The organism is Pantoea sp. EEL5 (assembly GCF_049892805.1).
Classification (GTDB): Bacteria; Pseudomonadota; Gammaproteobacteria; order Enterobacterales; family Enterobacteriaceae; genus Pantoea; species Pantoea ananatis.
This window is the reverse complement of record NZ_JBNDNJ010000001.1, coordinates 1,849,281-1,867,497: the sequence shown is the minus strand read 5'-3', so window position 1 is coordinate 1,867,497 and position 18,217 is coordinate 1,849,281. Positions and strand designations below refer to the sequence as shown.

General features: G+C 54.6%; 12 protein-coding genes, 2 tRNA genes and 1 pseudogene. 11 read left to right on the top strand and 4 right to left on the bottom strand.

From position 1 onward, the window contains the following. Positions 1-134: 134 nt before the first annotated feature. On the bottom strand, positions 135-320 hold the full coding sequence (locus ACPXSQ_RS08875) for a hypothetical protein (RefSeq protein ID WP_105088270.1): 186 nt from the start codon (positions 318-320) through the stop codon (positions 135-137). Between the two features lie 422 nt (positions 321-742). Next, positions 743-818 (bottom strand) — tRNA-Asn (locus ACPXSQ_RS08870). 290 nt (positions 819-1,108) lie between these two features. Between ACPXSQ_RS08870 and ACPXSQ_RS08865 the strand changes: the two genes are divergently transcribed. Together ACPXSQ_RS08865 and ACPXSQ_RS08860 are read left to right on the top strand one after the other, a co-directional pair. Then, a complete protein-coding gene (locus ACPXSQ_RS08865; protein WP_426143442.1) occupies positions 1,109-2,908 on the top strand; it encodes a DNA/RNA non-specific endonuclease in 1,800 nt (599 codons plus the stop codon). A 31-nt stretch (positions 2,909-2,939) separates the two neighbouring features. Beyond that, a pseudogene (locus tag ACPXSQ_RS08860) lies at positions 2,940-3,122 on the top strand (2Fe-2S iron-sulfur cluster-binding protein); the annotation flags it as partial. Between the two features lie 310 nt (positions 3,123-3,432). Here ACPXSQ_RS08860 and ACPXSQ_RS08855 read toward each other — a convergent pair. Together ACPXSQ_RS08855 and ACPXSQ_RS08850 are read right to left on the bottom strand one after the other, a co-directional pair. Continuing rightward, positions 3,433-4,977: a methyl-accepting chemotaxis protein gene (locus ACPXSQ_RS08855; RefSeq protein ID WP_041930834.1), complete on the bottom strand. Its 1,545-nt coding sequence runs from the start codon at positions 4,975-4,977 to the stop codon at positions 3,433-3,435. A gap of 797 nt (positions 4,978-5,774) precedes the next feature. After that, positions 5,775-5,850: transfer RNA gene (locus ACPXSQ_RS08850), tRNA-Asn, on the bottom strand. 503 nt (positions 5,851-6,353) lie between these two features. Here ACPXSQ_RS08850 and ACPXSQ_RS08845 point away from each other — a divergent pair. From ACPXSQ_RS08845 to ACPXSQ_RS08805, 9 genes are all read left to right on the top strand, one after another. After that, positions 6,354-7,277: a sugar ABC transporter substrate-binding protein gene (locus tag ACPXSQ_RS08845; protein ID WP_013026300.1), complete on the top strand. Its 924-nt coding sequence runs from the start codon at positions 6,354-6,356 to the stop codon at positions 7,275-7,277. A 30-nt stretch (positions 7,278-7,307) separates the two neighbouring features. Continuing rightward, positions 7,308-8,792 (top strand): sugar ABC transporter ATP-binding protein, encoded by a 1,485-nt coding sequence (locus ACPXSQ_RS08840; RefSeq protein ID WP_013026299.1) that lies wholly within the window; start codon positions 7,308-7,310, stop codon positions 8,790-8,792. A 23-nt stretch (positions 8,793-8,815) separates the two neighbouring features. Further along, a complete protein-coding gene (locus tag ACPXSQ_RS08835) occupies positions 8,816-9,841 on the top strand; it encodes an ABC transporter permease (protein ID WP_172796950.1) in 1,026 nt (341 codons plus the stop codon). A gap of 764 nt (positions 9,842-10,605) precedes the next feature. Continuing rightward, complete coding sequence (gene nac, locus ACPXSQ_RS08830; RefSeq protein ID WP_013026297.1) at positions 10,606-11,523, top strand: nitrogen assimilation transcriptional regulator NAC; 918 nt, start codon at positions 10,606-10,608, stop codon at positions 11,521-11,523. A 212-nt stretch (positions 11,524-11,735) separates the two neighbouring features. Beyond that, a complete protein-coding gene (gene cbl, locus ACPXSQ_RS08825) occupies positions 11,736-12,695 on the top strand; it encodes an HTH-type transcriptional regulator Cbl (protein WP_013026296.1) in 960 nt (319 codons plus the stop codon). 151 nt (positions 12,696-12,846) lie between these two features. Then, positions 12,847-14,304, top strand: a complete 1,458-nt coding sequence (locus ACPXSQ_RS08820) for an NAD-dependent succinate-semialdehyde dehydrogenase (protein ID WP_210494338.1) — start codon at positions 12,847-12,849, stop codon at positions 14,302-14,304. A gap of 355 nt (positions 14,305-14,659) precedes the next feature. Further along, a complete protein-coding gene (locus tag ACPXSQ_RS08815; RefSeq protein WP_014605498.1) occupies positions 14,660-16,129 on the top strand; it encodes an aldehyde dehydrogenase family protein in 1,470 nt (489 codons plus the stop codon). A 32-nt stretch (positions 16,130-16,161) separates the two neighbouring features. Beyond that, positions 16,162-16,830 (top strand): haloacid dehalogenase type II, encoded by a 669-nt coding sequence (locus tag ACPXSQ_RS08810; RefSeq protein WP_013026293.1) that lies wholly within the window; start codon positions 16,162-16,164, stop codon positions 16,828-16,830. Between the two features lie 10 nt (positions 16,831-16,840). After that, positions 16,841-18,118, top strand: a complete 1,278-nt coding sequence (locus tag ACPXSQ_RS08805; protein WP_029568959.1) for an NAD(P)/FAD-dependent oxidoreductase — start codon at positions 16,841-16,843, stop codon at positions 18,116-18,118. Positions 18,119-18,217: the final 99 nt, after the last annotated feature.

The following is an 18,217-nucleotide window of genomic DNA, read 5'->3' as shown; positions in this document are numbered from 1 at the left end:
TTACTGCCTGAAACCACAGGAAAAGGCAGGTAAAAGTGAATTATGGCAATGCGTTAAGTTTATCCTCTCTTCGATTTTTGTGTCTTACGGGTCTGCTTTTTTGCCAGTTACCCGCACAGGCAGAGGATCCTCTATCAATCAATCCGGCTAACCTCACGCTGCAGCCTCCGGTAATCAATATGTTTAACGGTATGCCCGTGCAGTCCGGTCAGGCTGACGACGTGCTTAACCGGAAGCAGCCGGACGAGGAATTCAACCCACGCTGACAGGGTGGCTGTGTTCCGCTGGCGCTCAGGCAACCAGTCGATTTTTTCGGTCATAATGCCGCATGATGAGCAGCGCAGACGGCGGACGGGAACATCAAGCCAGACCTTCCGGTCAGGCAGTTCACGCTATCTGACGCGTCGCAGGGAAGTATCGTGAATATGGGGAGTACTGCGGTTACACCCGCGGCAACATGGCGCCCGGGAAGCCGCGGACTGAAGACGGATGAGCAACGTGTCGTGGGAAATTTCAGTGTATGTAGAGACACTGAATCCTTCATGGCAACGGCGGCTTTGAAGGTTCAGGGTGTGTTTTGGCGAATACAAACCTAAACGTTCTGGCTGCCGTTTTCTATTGGTTCACGCTAACCTGCGATGAACCGAAAAAAAGCCCGGTACAACATACCGGGCTGCGCAATGTGCTAACGAGAGCAAACAAAAAGCCCGCTCAGGTTTCCCTGAGCGGGCTTCTTTTAATCTGGCTCCTCTGACTGGACTCGAACCAGTGACATACGGATTAACAGTCCGCCGTTCTACCGACTGAACTACAGAGGAATCGTGCTACAGGGCGCATAGTAATGGAGTCGGCATGCTGAGTCAAAGCGGTTTTACCCGCTTTCGGATCGTTTGCTGAAGGATTCAGCAGCCTGGTTATTTCATCCACAGTTTGCCGCATGGCAGGGCCGTTTAAATCGTCAGGAAAGGCCAGTTTAAGACGCCGAAACAGTCTTATAGAGACCATGTTTTCTGCAGGTTAGCCACTGTGTCGCAGCGCCGCAATGTGCCGCCTGTTCCGTGATAAACAGCTATGGTTAAAGAGAGCAAACCCAACCATGGAGATGCGAATGAACGAGCAACTGAAAGCGCAGATAGCCTCAAGGCTGGCGATCACGGCCGGGCAACGGCAGCAGACGCGCACTGCGCTCAGCCAGGGCCAGCAGGCGGAACCGGACTCACGACGAGCGCAGCGCTATGCGTTTCAACAGCGGGCCCGCCAGAGCGTCATTATGGGCGCTAACGACTTGCTGCCGGTGTCATTTTTACAGCAGGGGTTACGCGCAGCCCGCGCCGTCGCGCTGGTCAGAGAAGATGGCATACCTAAGGGAAGTGGATTTCTGACCTATGGCAACCTCTTCGTCACGAATCATCACGTGCTGCCTGAAGCCGCCATTTCGGGCCGCATCACGCTGCAGTTCGGTTATCGCCAGGGCGAATCCGGCGAAATTCTTCCAGGACGTCTTTATGCGGTGGATGCCGAGAGCTTCTGGCTTTCCAGCCCAACGGAGGCGTTCGACTGTACGTTAATAGCGCTTGGCGAGGCGCTTACCGACAGCGGTGAGCAACCGCTGCCGCTGGCACTTAACGATCGTAATGATAAACATGCGCTGGGCATCAGCCTCAATCTCATCCATCATCCGGGTGGTGCGCCACAGCAAATCACGCTGCGCAACAATGCCCTGTTAGCACGTCACGAACAGTTTCTGCACTATGAGGCCGACAGTGAAGGCGGCTCGTCAGGAGCACCCGTCTTCAACGACGGCTGGCAGCTGGTGGCCCTTCATCATGGCGCCACAGAAGACAGCGGAAAATGGGTTAACGAAGGCATTCGCATGAGTGCGCTCACCGACTGGCTGAAGGGCGAGTTGCCAGCGCTGTCCCCGCATGGGCAGGCAATCCTGATGCAGGCGCTCACGGCCGATAATGCACCGCTACTGCCTGAGTCCAGTGCCGCCGCGCCAGATGAAAACTACGCTAATCGCGACGGTTTTCAGGCAGACTTTCTGGCTGACAATCCTGTCGATATGGCACAGATTATCGCGCCGCGTGCAGGGGAAGTCGCCCCTCTGCGTGACGGGCGCAACGGCGCTGATGCCAGGCTGAATTACGAGCACTTTTCTCTGCTGATGAATGCCGAACGACGGCTGGCTTTTTTTACCGCCACCAATATCGATGGGGCACGCTATATCAACATTGACCGCGGCAGTGGGCAACCTTCGCTGTTGCCCGAAGGTGACCGCTGGTATGAAGACAGCCGCATCGACAGCCGCTATGTTACTGGTCAGTCGTTTTATAGCGCGTTCAGTCGCTGGTTCGATCGCGGTCATCTCACCCGCCGCAGCGATCCCACCTGGGGCACGGCGGCCGAGGCGGTGCGCGCCAATAAAGACACGTTCCACTTCACTAATTGTTCCCCGCAGCATTTTCGCTTTAACCAGAGCGTGCAGTACTGGCAAGGGGTTGAGCGCTATATCCTGGAATACGGCGTGTTAAAAACCAAACAGCAAATTAGTGTACTGACCGGCCCGGTACTGAACGATCAACATCGGCAGTACGGGGATTTGCAGGTCCCGCTGCTGTTCTGGAAGGTCGTTCTGCGCATCGGTCCACAGGGCACGCCGCAGGCCACCGCACTGCTGGTCAGTCAGGATAAGCTGCTGGATGAGCCTCGCCGCGTGTTGCCGCTTTTACAACCGGAAGCGGTGCCGCAGGTGGATGAATATCGCGTGGCGGTTCGTTCACTGGAAACCCTGACCGGGCTTGATTTCAGCGCATTTCGCGACTGGGACAGCTGGCAGCCCGATCCCAGCCTGCTGGCCGAGCCTGTGCAGGCAAAGCTGATTATGACGTGGCCGGAGCTATTGTAAACGCGAAGAAAACGTCACTGGCTGACGCCTTAAGCTGGGGCTGCATATTCCCAAGGCGTGCGGTATGGGGATCTGCGGCACCTGCAAGGTGAAATGCCTGGAAGGGGAAGTGGAGATGAACCACAACGGCGGCATCACAGATGAGGACGTGGAAGAGGGCTATATTTTGTCGTGCTGTAGCATTCCCAAATGCAATATTGTCGTCGAGTTTTAAACCCATGCAGACGAAGGCTTGCGGGGAGCATCCTCTTTTTTCCGACGTTGAGGCGTCAGTGAACAGCGAACCTCATCGAGATTCGCTGTGTAATGCCATTGTAAAAAGCAGGCGGGAGAGCGTGAAAGGGGGGGCTACTCCGGGTGTGGCGATTGTTGTCATACGTGCGCAACAACGGCAGCAATGCCAGCCTGAACCCTGTGATTTTCTGTGCTGTGGATCAGGGCTTTATTCCTGTGCCGGCACCCGTTGAACCGGGATGCTCTACGAAAACAGAAAATATGCTTCACCATGAACCCACAACCCGTTCTCAGACATGAAACGCCGCTACCATACCGCGCAGCGCCTGCGCCTGTTCAGACAGCGAACGCGAGGCTGAAGACGACTCCTCGACCAGCGCCGCATTGTTCTGCGTCACGCCGTCCATCTGACTCACCGCCACGCTGACCTGTGAAATCCCCTGCATCTGCTCGGAGGACGCCAGAGAGAGGGAGTCCATGGCCTCCGCCAGCTCGCCGACCATCCCGACAATTTTGATGATGCTCTGCCCGGTCGAGGAGGCCACGGCAACGCCACTTTCCACTTGCTCAACGGCCTGTTCAATCAGGACTTTGATATCGCGGGCCGCCGTGGCGCTGCGCTGCGCCAGCGTGCGCACCTCACCGGCCACCACGGCAAAACCGCGGCCTTCCTCGCCGGCGCGCGCCGCCTCCACCGCGGCGTTCAGGGCCAGGATGTTGGTCTGAAACGCGATGCTTTCAATGACCGAGGTAATGTCCCGGACTTTAGCGGCACTGACGGAAATATCCTGCATCGTGCCAGACATCCGCTGAACGTCGGCCTCACCCGAACGGGCCAGGCGGGCCGTATCGCGGGCCGATTCAGCGGTTTGCTGCGCGCCAGCGGTGTTGCTCTTCACCGTGGCGGTCAGCTGCTCCATGCTGGCAGCGGTTTCCTGCAGGGCGGCCGCCTGCTGCTCGGTTCGTGACGACAGCTCGGTGTTGCCCTGGGCGATTTCGTCGGCCGCCAGCGCCACGGAAGTGGAAGCATCCTTTATCTGCGATACCAGGCCGCGCAGCCTGGCCTGCATGCTGTCCAGTGAGGCGAGCAGGCTGCTGGTGTCGTTGCGACGCAGCAGCACGGTGGAGGTGAGGTCCCCGGAAGCGATGGTCGCGGCCAGCGCCTGAGCCTGTGCAGGTTCACCGCCCAGTTGCCGCATCAGCTTCCTGCTGATGACGAAACAAATCAGGGCGCCGGAAATGACGGTTGCAATGATGAGAGCAATAAAGGTTTTGATAACGCGGCTGGCGGATGCGTTACTTTCCACGGCGGTGTTTTCAGCAAAGGCACGCTGCATGTCCGTGAGTTCGTTGAGACTGGAGATAAGGATTTGCTGAGGGGGACGAACAACGTTGGTCAGATAATCTGCGAGGCCATTCAGTTGTCTCTGCCTGCCCATGTTTGCCGCCGTCGCGAGTGTCGTGAGCGCGGCCTGTTCATTCTGCTGTACTTTCCTGAGTAGGCCAATTTCCTGCTGGTTATGGTCGCGTTCGATCATGGATGCAAGCTCAGTGCGTTTCTGGGTATAAACCCCTTTCTGAGTTTCAAAGCGGCCCCACTCATTCTCAATTGCTTTTTGATCAGAGAAGAGCGCCATGTTTCTCACCTCAACAAGCATGTTTCTCAGCGCCGTACCTGCATCATTAGACAAAGTCACTTTTTTAAGGTTGGTGTTGACGATCTCATCAATATTCTGACGCGTCTCAAGCAGATTGCTGATTGCAACCGCTGAACTGATGACGAAAAGCAGTATCAAAAAAGCAAAGCCAGCAGACAGTCGTGTCGATACCTTCATCATTCTCTCCGGTTATGGTGTTGTCGTACCCATGTTGTTTTCGGCAAAGAACGAGTGAACCTAAGTGTCCTTTTCAGAAACCGCAGAACGACGCTTTTTTAAGACGGAGGGGATATCGGCAGGAGCTGACGCCATAAAAGCCATTATTTTTATATCAACACATGACTCAAGACTTCTGTTGCCTGTAAACATACCTGACCACGCCAGCGCTATGGGTAGCGCTTCCTTGCCCAATGCTGTCGCGGACAGCGCCACGCTTCACAAACAGAAAGCCTTGGCCGTGTAGACGTTAGCCAAACCGGGCGCAGAACAGCGCGGAAAAACCCAGCTTTCAACAGGATACCTCCTTTTACTGCGCCAGCCTGCAGGTCGGAATCTGAACCAACTTTTCCAGTTTAGTGCGGTTATGCGGGATTGATCTTCTTTTTCAGCCAGTTACGCATAGCGTCGCGCGGATGGCAGACGGAGTCAGTGACGGGCACCTGATGCAATGCGGGATTCTTTTTGGTCGAGGCGCTCTCGGAGAGGACAGCGGCGTGAACCGTCAGGATGGACAAGCAGAGAAAGACGCTGTGAATCAGTCAGTATAAAAGGCGATCACAAGGGGGATGCTGAGGCTTTTCACGTAGGGCTGGGGAACAGATTTATGACGCTATTATCGAGCGGGAATGATGCCAATCAGACTTGCTGTTTTGCCGAATGCGCAGGTTAACCCCACTACGCATCGGAAAAATTTCTCACGCAGACGTAATAAAACCGGATTGAAAGGCTTTAAAGCATGCCTGAAAACAAGAATTTGGCTCCTCTGACTGGACTCGAACCAGTGACATACGGATTAACAGTCCGCCGTTCTACCGACTGAACTACAGAGGAATTGTCAGAACGGGGCGAATAGTAGCGGCGCCGGTTAGGGATGTCAAAGCCCTCTTTCATGGTTTGCGTTTAAGTGCTCGTAAAAGCAGCGCATTGGTGAATATCAGACACATTCGCTTGCTTTTCAAACTGCTAACAGGATCTCACTTTAACGCCATTTCTCAGTAGATGTTAGACGCATGTCAAAGTTTTGTTATTTGACGATATCAAAACGCTTGTTTCAGTGCTTTTATGATAAAAATTTCAAAAAAGAAATATATGGAATAAACAAACTGCTTGGTGCCTGAAAGTGGGATGGACGTACCAGCGCCAGGACGATACCGTCAGCATGTTAAGTAAAATCATGCGGATAAGAAAAGCAGTGGTGATTTTAGCAAAAGCATCAACGTAGTCGTCTTACCTCAAATTTTCCATAAAAACGCCGGCGAGGCGGTGTGAATGTAAAAGATATTTTTCATTCAAAACGTAAATCGCTAGCAAGTTAACAAATAAGAAGGGTCCCTATGAACATCAAAAAAACGATTGTTGCCTCACTGTTAGCCTGCATGTTGCCCGCCGCTGCGATGGCGAAAGATATTTCCGTGGGTGTTTCTATGGCGGTGTTTGATGACAACTTTCTGACGATTGTGCGTAACGCTGTACAAAATGAGATGAAAAAAGATGGCGTCAAAGGCCAGATCGAAGATGCCAAAGGCGATGTGGCCCAGCAGCTCCAGCAGGTACAGAACTTTATTGGACAGGGCGTTGACGCCATCATTGTTAACCCCGTCGACACTGACGCTGTAAAACCCATTATCGATCAGGCGTCCAAGGCCGGTGTGGCGTTGGTATTTGTTAACCGTAAACCCCAGGCCCAGCTAGGCGACAAAATGGCGTTTGTGGGCTCTGACTCTGAACTGGCGGGCCGTCTGCAGATGGAAGCCCTGGCGAAGGCGATGAACGGCAAGGGCAACGTTGCCATTTTATTAGGTGATCTGGCTAACGAATCGACCCGCGAACGCACCAAAGGCGTGGAAGCCGTAGTGGCGAAATACCCGAATATTAAAGTGGTGCAAAAGCAGACGGCGAAATTCAGCCGCAACGATGCGGTAGATGTCGTGAGCAACTGGATGACCGCTGGCGATGATATCAATGCCATCGCGTCAAACAATGATGAAATGGCGATTGGTGCCATTCAGGCATTAGGCAAGAACGATAAACACATTCTGGTGGCAGGCGTGGATGGCACACCGGATGCGTTGCAGATGATCAAGAACGGCAAGATGGTGGCCAGCGTATTCCAGGATGCAAAAGGGCAGGGTGAAGGCGCTGTTCAGACCGCAATCAAACTGGCAAACGGTGAAAAAGTGCAGAAGATTGTTGATATCCCATTCCAGCTGATCACCAAAGACAACTACACCAAATATACCAGCATGAACCAAAAATAAACGTCTGAACCCGCAGTACGGAGGTGATGTATGACCGCTTTTGCGCTTGAAGCCGAAGGCATCAGCAAGTTCTTTCCGGGTGTGAAGGCACTGGACAATGTGTCGCTGCGCGTCCGCTCTGGAACGGTACATGCTTTGATGGGTGAAAATGGCGCGGGCAAATCCACTTTAATGAAGTGCCTGATCGGGATTTACCGTCCCGATCAGGGCACCATCAAGATTAAAGGGGAGCCAGTGCAGTTCAGGGACACCATGGATGCGTTACGTTCGGGTGTGTCAATGATCCACCAGGAGCTGAATCTGGTGCCGCACATGACCGTGGCCGAGAATATCTGGCTGGGGCGGGAGCCGATGAAATTTGGTTTTGTCGATCATGCCCGGCTAAATAAAGACACGCAGGCGCTGCTTAACCGGCTCAATATCAAACTGAAAGCCGACCGCATGGTAGGCGAACTGAGCATCGCCTCACAGCAGATGGTGGAAATCGCCAAAGCGGTGTCCTGGGATGCCGACATTGTCATTATGGATGAGCCCACCTCCGCGTTGACGGAAACCGAAGTCGCACATTTATTTACCATCATTCGCGATCTGCGCGAACAGGGTAAAGCCATCGTTTATATCAGTCACAAAATGGATGAGATCTTTTCCATCACGGATGAGATCAGCGTGTTTCGTGACGGCAGTTGGGTGGGCAGCGACAGCACCAGTGCGTTCACGCGCCAGTCTCTGATCACTAAAATGGTCGGGCGTGAGCTGACACAGCTTTTCCCTAAATTCAACAATGCCATCGGGGAAGAGGTGCTGACCGTTCGTCATCTGAGCTGCAAAGACCGCTTCACCGACGTCAGTTTCGGTGTGCGCCGGGGAGAAATTCTCGGTGTGGCAGGCCTGGTCGGAGCCGGGCGCAGCGAAGTGATGGAAAGCCTGTTTGGCATGACGCATTTTGACAGCGGCGAAATTCTGATTGACGGCATCCCGGCGAATATTGACTCACCGTCGGTCGCCATCGAAAAGGGCATGGCATTTTTGACTGAAGATCGTAAAAAGTCAGGATTGTTTTTGGTGTTGTCGGTGCTGGAGAACATGAGCATTGTCAACATGCCGGAATACAGCGGCAAAAGCGGCTTTGTCAGCCATGTCAAAATGGCTCAGGACTGCATGGATCAAATTCGCCGTCTGAATATTAAAACCCCTACCATGGATCAAATCATCAATAACCTGAGCGGCGGCAATCAGCAGAAAGTGCTTATCGCCCGCTGGCTATTGGCTCAACCGAAAATCCTGATCCTGGATGAGCCGACGCGCGGCATTGATGTTGGGGCAAAAGCAGAAATTTATCGTTTGATTAGTGAGCTTGCCAACCGTGGCGTTGCCATCATTATGGTGTCCTCAGAGCTGCCTGAAATTCTGGGCATGAGTGACCGCATCATGGTGATGCATGGTGGGCGCATTACCGGCATCCTCGATAAAGAAGAGGCCGATCAGGAAACTATTTTGTCGTTAGCATCCGAATGAGGCGCGAAACCACGATGAGTAATATGAAAGCCACGGCCGCTCAGGCTTCTCAGCAACAACCCTCTTTCCTGGCAAGCCTGCGTCACCGGGTTCCAAAGGATACCGGCATCTTTGTGGTAATGGTGGGGATTGCCTTAATTTTTGAAATTTTTGGCTGGTATGTTCGCGATCAGTCGTTCCTGATGAACACGAACCGCCTGATTTTAATCGTATTGCAGGTCGCTATCATCGGTATCATCGCCGTCGGTGTAACCCAGGTGATCATTACGACCGGTATCGATCTCTCTTCCGGTTCGGTGATTGCGTTGACTGCGGTGGTGGCTGCCAGCCTGGCGCAAACCTCAGATACGCTGACGCCGATGTTTCCATCCCTGGTGAATATGCCTGCGGCCGTGCCGATTGCTGCCGGTATTGGCGTCGGTTTACTGTGCGGGTTGATCAATGGCGTATTGATTACCCGCACCGGCATCCCACCTTTTATTGCCACACTGGGCATGATGGTTTCTGCGCGCGGTCTGGCGCAGTATTACACCCAGGGTAACCCCATCAGTTTTCTGTCCGATGGATTCACCTCTATTGGTCAGGGCGCCATGCCGGTGGTGATTTTTCTGGTTGTGGCGCTGGTGTTTCACGTTGCGCTGAAACATACCCGTTATGGCAAATATGTTTATGCCATCGGCGGCAATATGACGTCGGCCAAAGTGTCCGGCATTAACGTCAACAAATACCTGATCATGGTTTACACCATTGCGGGGGCGCTGTCAGGCCTGGCAGGCGTAGTGCTGGCGGCACGCGTCAGCAGCGGCCAGTCAAGCATGGGCGTGGGCTACGAACTGGATGCGATTGCCGCAGCGGTGATCGGCGGCAGCAGCCTGATGGGTGGAGTGGGCCGTATTACCGGCACGCTGATTGGTGCGGTAATTCTTGGTCTGATTAAAAGCGGATTCACCTTTGTTGGGGTGGATGCCTATATCCAGGACATCATCAAAGGCATCATCATTGTTGCCGCAGTTACCATCGATATGCGACGCAATCGCGCTAAACGCTAAAATACGCTGCCGCCTTTGCGCCGTAGCGGCGTTGGCACCAGGCGCTTATCCCAGTCACATAGTTTACTATGCTCCTGGGCCTAAGCGCCTGGCGCCGCCTTGCTACAACACACATGCGTTTGCGTATTCGCACTTCGCTGGCTGGGGTGAACAAAAGACAGCAAAACCAAAAAGCGTTTAAACGGAATCCCGTGGGGGTTTTCTCTGGTGCCAGAGAATCGCCGCCTTGCAACAACATACATGCGTTTGCGTAGTCGCCTTTCTGACCTTTTAAAAAACCGTTAGCGTATTGAGCGTTACAGGTGGGAAGACGTTTCGAATCGATCAACCGCTCACGCAATAAACCTGTTTCTCCTCAGCCAACAGTCTTAGACTTTTACGCAGCCACGCAGCCACGCAGCCACGCAGCCACGCAGCAACCTAGCAACGCATCTCACTCTCTTTCTGCTTTTTCTCCTGCATAACCGGGCCGGACGCTGGCACGTCGATAACCTTTGCTGGCACAGGGCCGACGCTGCACGCTGGTTTGACATGTTTCGCACTATTGAGGTGCAGCTCACCCTGTGTCGCCGCCTGAATGCGGCGGTGCTCCCCGACTTACCTCTTTGGAGGTACAGAGAAACGCTGTTTATTCTGATGCTTAGCAATTATTTCCCGACATGTTTCGCGATCTGAATAAACCTGGTCTGCATATTGCAATTCATCTGTATACAGGCTGGTTGATACGGATCAGCCAGAAACCTTGACGTAGCAACGGAGGCAAGATGAATTTAAGACGGCTGAAATACTTTGTGAAAATCGTCGATATCGGTAGCCTGACGCGGGCAGCAGAAGTGCTGCATATTGCCCAGCCTGCGTTAAGCCAGCAGGTTGCTACGCTTGAAGGTGAGCTGGAGCAGCAGCTTCTGAATCGCACCAAACGCGGCGTAACACCTACGGAAGCCGGAAAATTACTCTACAGCCATGCGCGCGTTATTCTGCGACAGTGTGAGCTGGCACAGTCAGCGGTGATGAATGCCGGTGAAGTGGTGAAAGGGCAGGTTTCCATTGGACTGGCTCCCGGAACGGCCGCCTCCTCGCTGACGATGCCATTGCTGCAAACGGTACGGGAACAGTATCCGGATATCATTGTTTATCTGCATGAAAACAGCAGCAGCGCCCTGAATGAAAACATTATTAGCGGGCAGCTGGATATGGCCGTGCTGTATGACCGTGCGCCGACGGCAGGGATCAACAGTCTACCGCTGCTCAAAGAAGATCTGTATCTGGTCGGCACCACTGCCTGTCCGGGTACCAATGTGGATCTGGCTGAAGTGGCACAGATGAGCCTGTTTTTGCCACGCGATTACAGTGCCGTGCGTCAGCGCGTTGATGAGGCATTTTCACTGCGCCGCCTGAGTGCGCGTATTATTGGTGAAATAGAGTCGCTTTCCACGCTGACCGCCGCGATATCCAGCGGGATGGGCGTCACCGTATTGCCGGAATCCGCCGCCCGGGCGCTGGTGGGTTCCACCCAGGCATGGATGGCGCGTATTACCAGCCCGACGATCAGCCTGCCGTTATCGCTCAACCTTTCACATCGGTTACCTTTATCGCCCCCGGCGCAGGCCGTTAAAAATATCCTGCTGTCGCTGCTGAACAAACCGCTGACGGAAAAACGGGAACTCACCCTGGTCAGCTAGAACGCCTGTCCTGACCCACTTTCTCTGAAGCAGGGCGCGTAGATATCGCGCCGCTGCCCTTTCTGTGACTGTCCATCAGAATGCAGCTCAACGTCTCTCCCGCCCTGTTCTATATGCTTCAAATGCATAAATAAAACTTTTTTAGTATTTCCAGTTATCGAAAATCCTTTTTACCCTCTGTTTATCAGATTGTGTAAAGAGAGGTAAATAGTGTGAATTTCCAGCAACTTAAAATTATCCGCGAAGCGGCACGACGGGAGTTCAACCTTACCGAGGTCGCAAGCACGCTATTTACTTCGCAATCGGGCGTCAGTCGCCATATTCGCGATCTGGAAGATGAGCTTGGGGTTGAAATCTTTATCCGGCGCGGCAAGAGGCTGCTTGGCATGACAGAGCCCGGGAAAGCGCTATTAACCATTGCGGAGCGCATTCTGGACGAAGCCGGTAAAGTCCGCCGTCTGGCTGACGTGTTTACCAATGAATCCAGCGGTATCCTTTCCATCGCCACCACGCATACGCAGGCGCGTTACAGCCTGCCGCCCGTCATCAAGGCGTTTCGCCAGCTTTATCCCAACGTCAGGCTTGAACTGAACCAGGGCTCGCCGCAGGAAATTGTGAACATGCTGCTGGCAGGCGAGGTGGATGTCGGAATTGCCAGTGAGATGCTGGTGAATAACAGCAGCCTGGCGGCGTTTCCGTGGTTTAGCTGGCATCATGCCCTGCTGGTGCCGCACGATCACGAGCTGGTGCAGCAACAGCCGGTATCGCTCAATGCGCTCAGTCACCATCCGCTCATTACTTATCGCCAGGGGATTACCGGGCGTTCACGTGTGGACCGGGCCTTCCAGGGGGCAGGCTTAAAGCCGGACATCGTGCTCAGCGCACAGGATTCCGATGTGGTGAAAACCTATGTCAAACTTGGCCTTGGTGTCGGTATTCTGGCCGATCAGGCCTGTGAAACCGAACCGGGCGGTGAACTGGTCAGGCTGGATGCCACGCATCTGTTTGAGGCTAATACCGTGTGGCTGGGGCTGAAACGGGGCCAACTGCAGCGCAACTATGTCTGGCAATTTCTGGAGCTGTGCAACGCCAACTTATCGCTTGAAGAGATTAAAGAGCAGGCACTGTCCTCCGCGGGTGACGATGAGCCGGTCATCGATTTTCAGATTTAGTGACCCCGGACATCCAGCGCCCTGGCGCAACGGCATAAAATTTTTTTTCTGCCGTAAATCCTCACAGCGAACGCTTTCTGGCCGGCAATAACAACATCCTGCGCTTCTCCCCTCCCGATAAAGTGGAAAGATCTGAACAAAGGGGGATGCGATGTCACGTATACAACTAAAAGATCACACGCTGTTGCGTCAGCAGGCGCTGTTTGCGGGTCAATGGCAGAACGGTTATCAGGGCGAAACGCTGCCGGTTATCGATCCGGCAACCGGTGAGACGCTGGCGACGGTTCCGGCGCTGGGGCGGAAAGAAACCGAGGCGGCGATCGATCATGCGGAGTCGGTACGCCATGACTGGGCCAAAACACCCAACGCCACACGCGCCGCACTGCTGGAAAAGTGGTATCAGTTGATTATCGATAACGCCGACGATCTTGCCATCATCATGACGGCCGAACAGGGCAAACCGCTGGCGGAAGCCAGAGGCGAAGTCCTGTACGGCGCCAGTTTCGTTAAGTGGTTTGCCGAAGAGGCGCGTCGCATTTACGGCGATACCATTCCCGCGCCCACGTCCGACCGCAGAATCATCGTGTTAAAACAGCCGGTCGGCGTAGCGGCAGCCATTACGCCGTGGAATTTTCCCATTGCCATGATTACCCGCAAGGTGGCGCCTGCGCTGGCGGCAGGTTGTCCGATTATCGTTAAACCTTCTGACCTGACGCCGCTGTCTGCCCTGGCGCTGGCGGTACTGGCAGAGCGCGCCGGTTTTCCGTCCGGTGTTTTGCAGGTGGTTACCGGTATGCCGACGGAAATTGGCGCCGCCCTGACTGAAAGCCGCCTGGTGCGTAAAATTTCATTCACCGGCTCAACCCGTGTGGGTCAGTTACTGATGAAACAATGTGCCGACAGCGTAAAACGGTTGAGTCTGGAACTGGGCGGCAACGCGCCGTTAATCGTTTTCGATGACGCCGATATTGAGATCGCGGTGGCTGGCGTCATGACCAGCAAATTCCGTAACGCCGGGCAAACCTGTGTCTGCGCCAACCGGATTCTGGTACAGCGCAACATCTATGAACGCTTTTCCGCCCGCTTACTGGAAGCCGTGGCCACCCTCAAGGTGGGCGACGGATTTGCGGCCGGTAGCACCCTCGGGCCCCTGATCAATACCGCCGCGGTTGAAAAGGTCAATGCACATATCGACGATGCCTTACAGAAAGGGGCGACGCTGTTAACGGGCGGCATCAGCAGCGGAGCGGGAACCTGGGTTCAGCCTACCGTTCTGGGGCAGGTGACGAGTGAGATGCGCATTGCGCAGGAAGAGACCTTTGGCCCGGTGGCACCACTGTTTGTGTTTGACGATGAGGCGCAGGCATTGGCGATGGCGAACGACACGCCTTATGGCCTGGGCGCGTATTTCTTTACGGAGAATATTCGACGCGCCTGGCGGGTAGCGGAAGCGCTGGAATTTGGCATGGTAGGATTTAATACGGGCGTGATCTCTTTAGAAGTGGCGCCCTTTGGCGGCGTTAAATTATCGGGAATCGGTCGTGAAGGTTCACGTTACGGAATTGATGAATATCTGGAACAAAAAACATTCCATCTCGGCAGTTTGTAATTTAAGACGTAATACCTGAATTCAGGCGCCAGCATAATCGTTATGCTGGCGCTTTTTTTTTGTGCGTCAGATCTGGTTTTTGCGCCTTTTCTCCTTTTTAGTGCAAGTTTCATGCGCAATGCACCAAAGCAATGCGGGTTTTTTGTGAGGTAAATCATCTGTTTAACGCTTCGGCAATTCCGCAATAAATCCGTCATTAATACGGCAGAAAAATTTTTTTGCGTCGTTTTAAACGCATTTTTATTTTTTTAACGGCTGGCATACTTTCTGCATTACCTAATTACTTATTCAGAAAAGCATTGCCGAAATTTAACCAATCCAGAGTGTGATGGGTGTAACAAATAAGGATTCTTCCATGTTGAGTTTCGACCCGGAAAGCGTGCCACTCCCGTTAGGCCATTATATCGGCGGGAAACATGTGCAAACACAAGGCGAATCTTTTGCCGTAAAACGCCCCTCAGATGGTCGTGTTTTTGCCACCCTGCATGAAGCGCAGGCGGACGATGTTGATCGTGCCGTGATGACGGCGCATCAGGCACTAAAAACCAGCGGCTGGTCAGGTTGTTCCCCCCGTGAACGCGGTCGGGTTTTGCGCCGCTGGGCGGACTTAATCGAACAGGATCTGCTGCTGGCCCAGCTTGAAGCACTTGGCTCAACGCGTCCGATCGCCGACGTGGTGCAGCATGAAATTCCCTTCACCGCCGAAGCCATTCGTTTCTATGCCGAATGTGCTGACAAATACAGCGGTGACCTGTTTCCCACGCGGGATAGCAGCCTGGGAATGCTGATTGCCGAACCTTATGGTGTGATCGGGGCGATTACGCCCTGGAATTTCCCCCTGTCGATGGCCTCGTGGAAATGCGGGCCGGCCCTGGCGGCAGGAAATGCGGTGGTGCTGAAACCCTCTGAACTCACGCCGCTTTCTACCGTGCGCATGGCAGAGCTGGCGGTTCAGGCTGGTTTACCCGCTGGCATCCTGAATATCGTGCAGGGCAGCGGGGCGGTAACGGGCAGCGCACTCGTCAGACATCCGCGCGTGCGCAAAGTGTCTTTCACCGGTTCCACCCTGACCGGCGCGCGCATCATGAGCGATGCCGCACAGTTCGGCATGAAGCCCGTTACGCTGGAGCTGGGCGGTAAAAGCCCCCAACTGGTTTTCGATGATGCAGGGGATATTGAGGTGCTGGCGCAGCGTATTCTGCGCGGCTTCACCGCAAATGGCGGCCAGGCCTGCGTTGCGGGTACGCGCTTAATCGTGCAGCGCGGCATTGCCGATGCGCTGACGGAACGGCTGGCGGCGTTATGTCGTGAGGCCAGGCCAGGGGTTACATGGCAGGACACCTCGCGTTATGCACCGCTGATTGATGCGCGCCAGGGCAATAAAGTGCGTTCGGTCATTGAAGATGCCAAAGCGCAGGGCGCTGAGGTGCTGGTGGGCGGCGAACGCTTCGCGGACACCGATGAGGGCTGGTTCTGGCAACCCACGCTGTTAAGCCAGGTGAAACAGGATAATCCGGCGGTACAGCAGGAAATTTTTGGTCCGGTACTGACCATTCAGACCTTCGACGATGAAGAGCAGGGGCTGGCGCTGGCAGCACATGATACGTACGGCCTGTGTGCCGGTGTGCATACGCTGAGCCTGCCACGGGCCATGCGGGCGATACGGGCGATTGACGCCGGTACCGTGTGGGTCAATCGCTATGGACGCTCCGGCGATTTCATCATTCCAACCGGCGGTTTTCTGGGCTCGGGTATTGGTAAAGATTTGGGACGCCAGGCGTTCCAGGCCTGCCAGCGCCAGAAAAGCGTACTTATCGATTTTTAAGCACCACACCTGACAATAACGAGGTTAATTCCATGGCACTGTTTAAACCCAAATTCATCACTTTTGATTGTTACGGCACGCTGATCTTTTTTGATATGGCAGGTGCAGCAAAGCGCTGTTTTGCGGAGCGGGTGGACGCGAATGCCATGGATGCCTTTGTCGCTGACTTTTCGGGCTATCGTCTGGATGAGGTGCTGGGTGCCTGGAAGCCTTATTACGACGTGGTGAGCAATGCGATTCAGCGCACCTGTAAAAAATGGGGCGTGAAATGGGAGCAGGCAGACAGTGATTTTATCTACACCGACTGCGCCACCTGGGGACCGCATCCGGATGTGCCCGCCGGATTAGCCAAAGTGGCGAAAGAATTTCCGCTGGTGCTGCTGACCAACTCAATGAACGACCTGATTCCGCATCACATTCCTCGTCTTGGCGCGCCTGTGCATATGGCGATTACGGCGGAAGAGGCCGGTGCCTATAAACCGCAGATGAAAGGCTTTGAATACATGCTGGAAAAACTGGACTGCCGTCCGGACGAAATTCTGCATGTGTCATCCAGTTTCCGTTATGACCTGATGACCGCGCACGACCTGGGCATTAAGCATAAGGTCTGGGTCAATCGCGGGCATGAACCGGCCAATCCCTATTATCAATACACCGAAATTAAAGATATTGGCGGCCTGCCTGGCGTCGTCGGTCTTTGAGGACACCGTCATGAAACTGGAATCGTACTGGCAAGCCACCGCCCCGTCGTTCAGCGCCGCCGCTAAAGCCCCCTTACCGGCACAGGCCGATGTGGTCGTGATTGGGGCGGGTTTTACCGGTGTGTCCGCAGCGCTGACGCTGGCGCGTAGCGGAATTAATGTGGTGGTGCTGGACAGCGGAGAAGTGATGAGTCAGGCCTCGTCACGCAACGGCGGCCATTGCAACACCGGCGTGGCGCAAAACTTTGCCTCGCTGGTTGGCAGCCACGGACTTGACCAGGCCAGTCGCTTCTACAAGGCATTTGACGATGCGGTGACCTATGTTGAGCAGTTAATTAAACAAGAGCAGATCGACTGCGATTTTCGTCTGTGCGGCAAGCTCAAACTGGCCAGCAAGGCATCCCACTTCTCCGGCCTGCAGGACGCCTGGACACTGATGCGCCGCACCGTGGATCCCGATATCCAGTTACTGAGCAAAGATGAGGTTCAGCGTGAAATTGGCGGTGGTGACTTTCATGGTGGACTCTTGCAACAGCATGGCGGCCAGATGCACATGGGCAAGTTTGGTGTGGGCCTGGCCGAAGCTGCGGTGCGCAGTGGCGCAAAAATCTATACCCATCATCACGTCACTCAGCTGATACGGCTCGACGGCTATCGTCACCGGGTGGTCACCAGCCAGGGCGAAATCCTGGCCGACAAAGTGCTGATGGCAACCGGCTGCTCCAGCGAAGGCCCGTTCCCGTGGTTTCAGCGTCGTATTGTGCCGGTGGGCAGTTTTATTGTCGTCACTGAGCCACTGGATAACGCGCTGCTTCATGCGCTGCTGCCCGAAAACCGCAACTACGTGACCTCGATGAACATCGGTAACTACTTCCGTACCACGGCGGATAGCCGTCTGGTGTTTGGCGGCAGGGCGCGCTTCGCCATCAGCAATCCGACGTCGGATTCACGCAGCGGCGACATCCTGCATGCGGCAATGGCGAAAATGTTTCCCCAACTGGCTAACACGAAGATCGACTACTGCTGGGGCGGCATGGTGGATATGAGTGCCGATCGTCTGCCACATGCCGGTGAACAGGACGGGGTGTTTTATTCGCTGGGTTACAGCGGGCATGGCACGCAGATGTCGGTATGGATGGGCCGGGTGATGGCCGATCTGATAAGTGAGAAATCTCGCGATAACCCCTGGCAGCGCGAGGCATGGCCTGCACTGCCGGGCTATCACGGAAAACCGTGGTTTTTGCCGCTCGCCGGGCTCTACTACAAAGCAAAGGATCGCCTTTCATAAATTCACACTGTTTTTCAGGCCGCTCTGGGCGCGCAGTGAATGACGACTCGCCAGCCCGGCAGCGGAACGGCCAGCCAGCATGCGCCGTCTGAATGACGC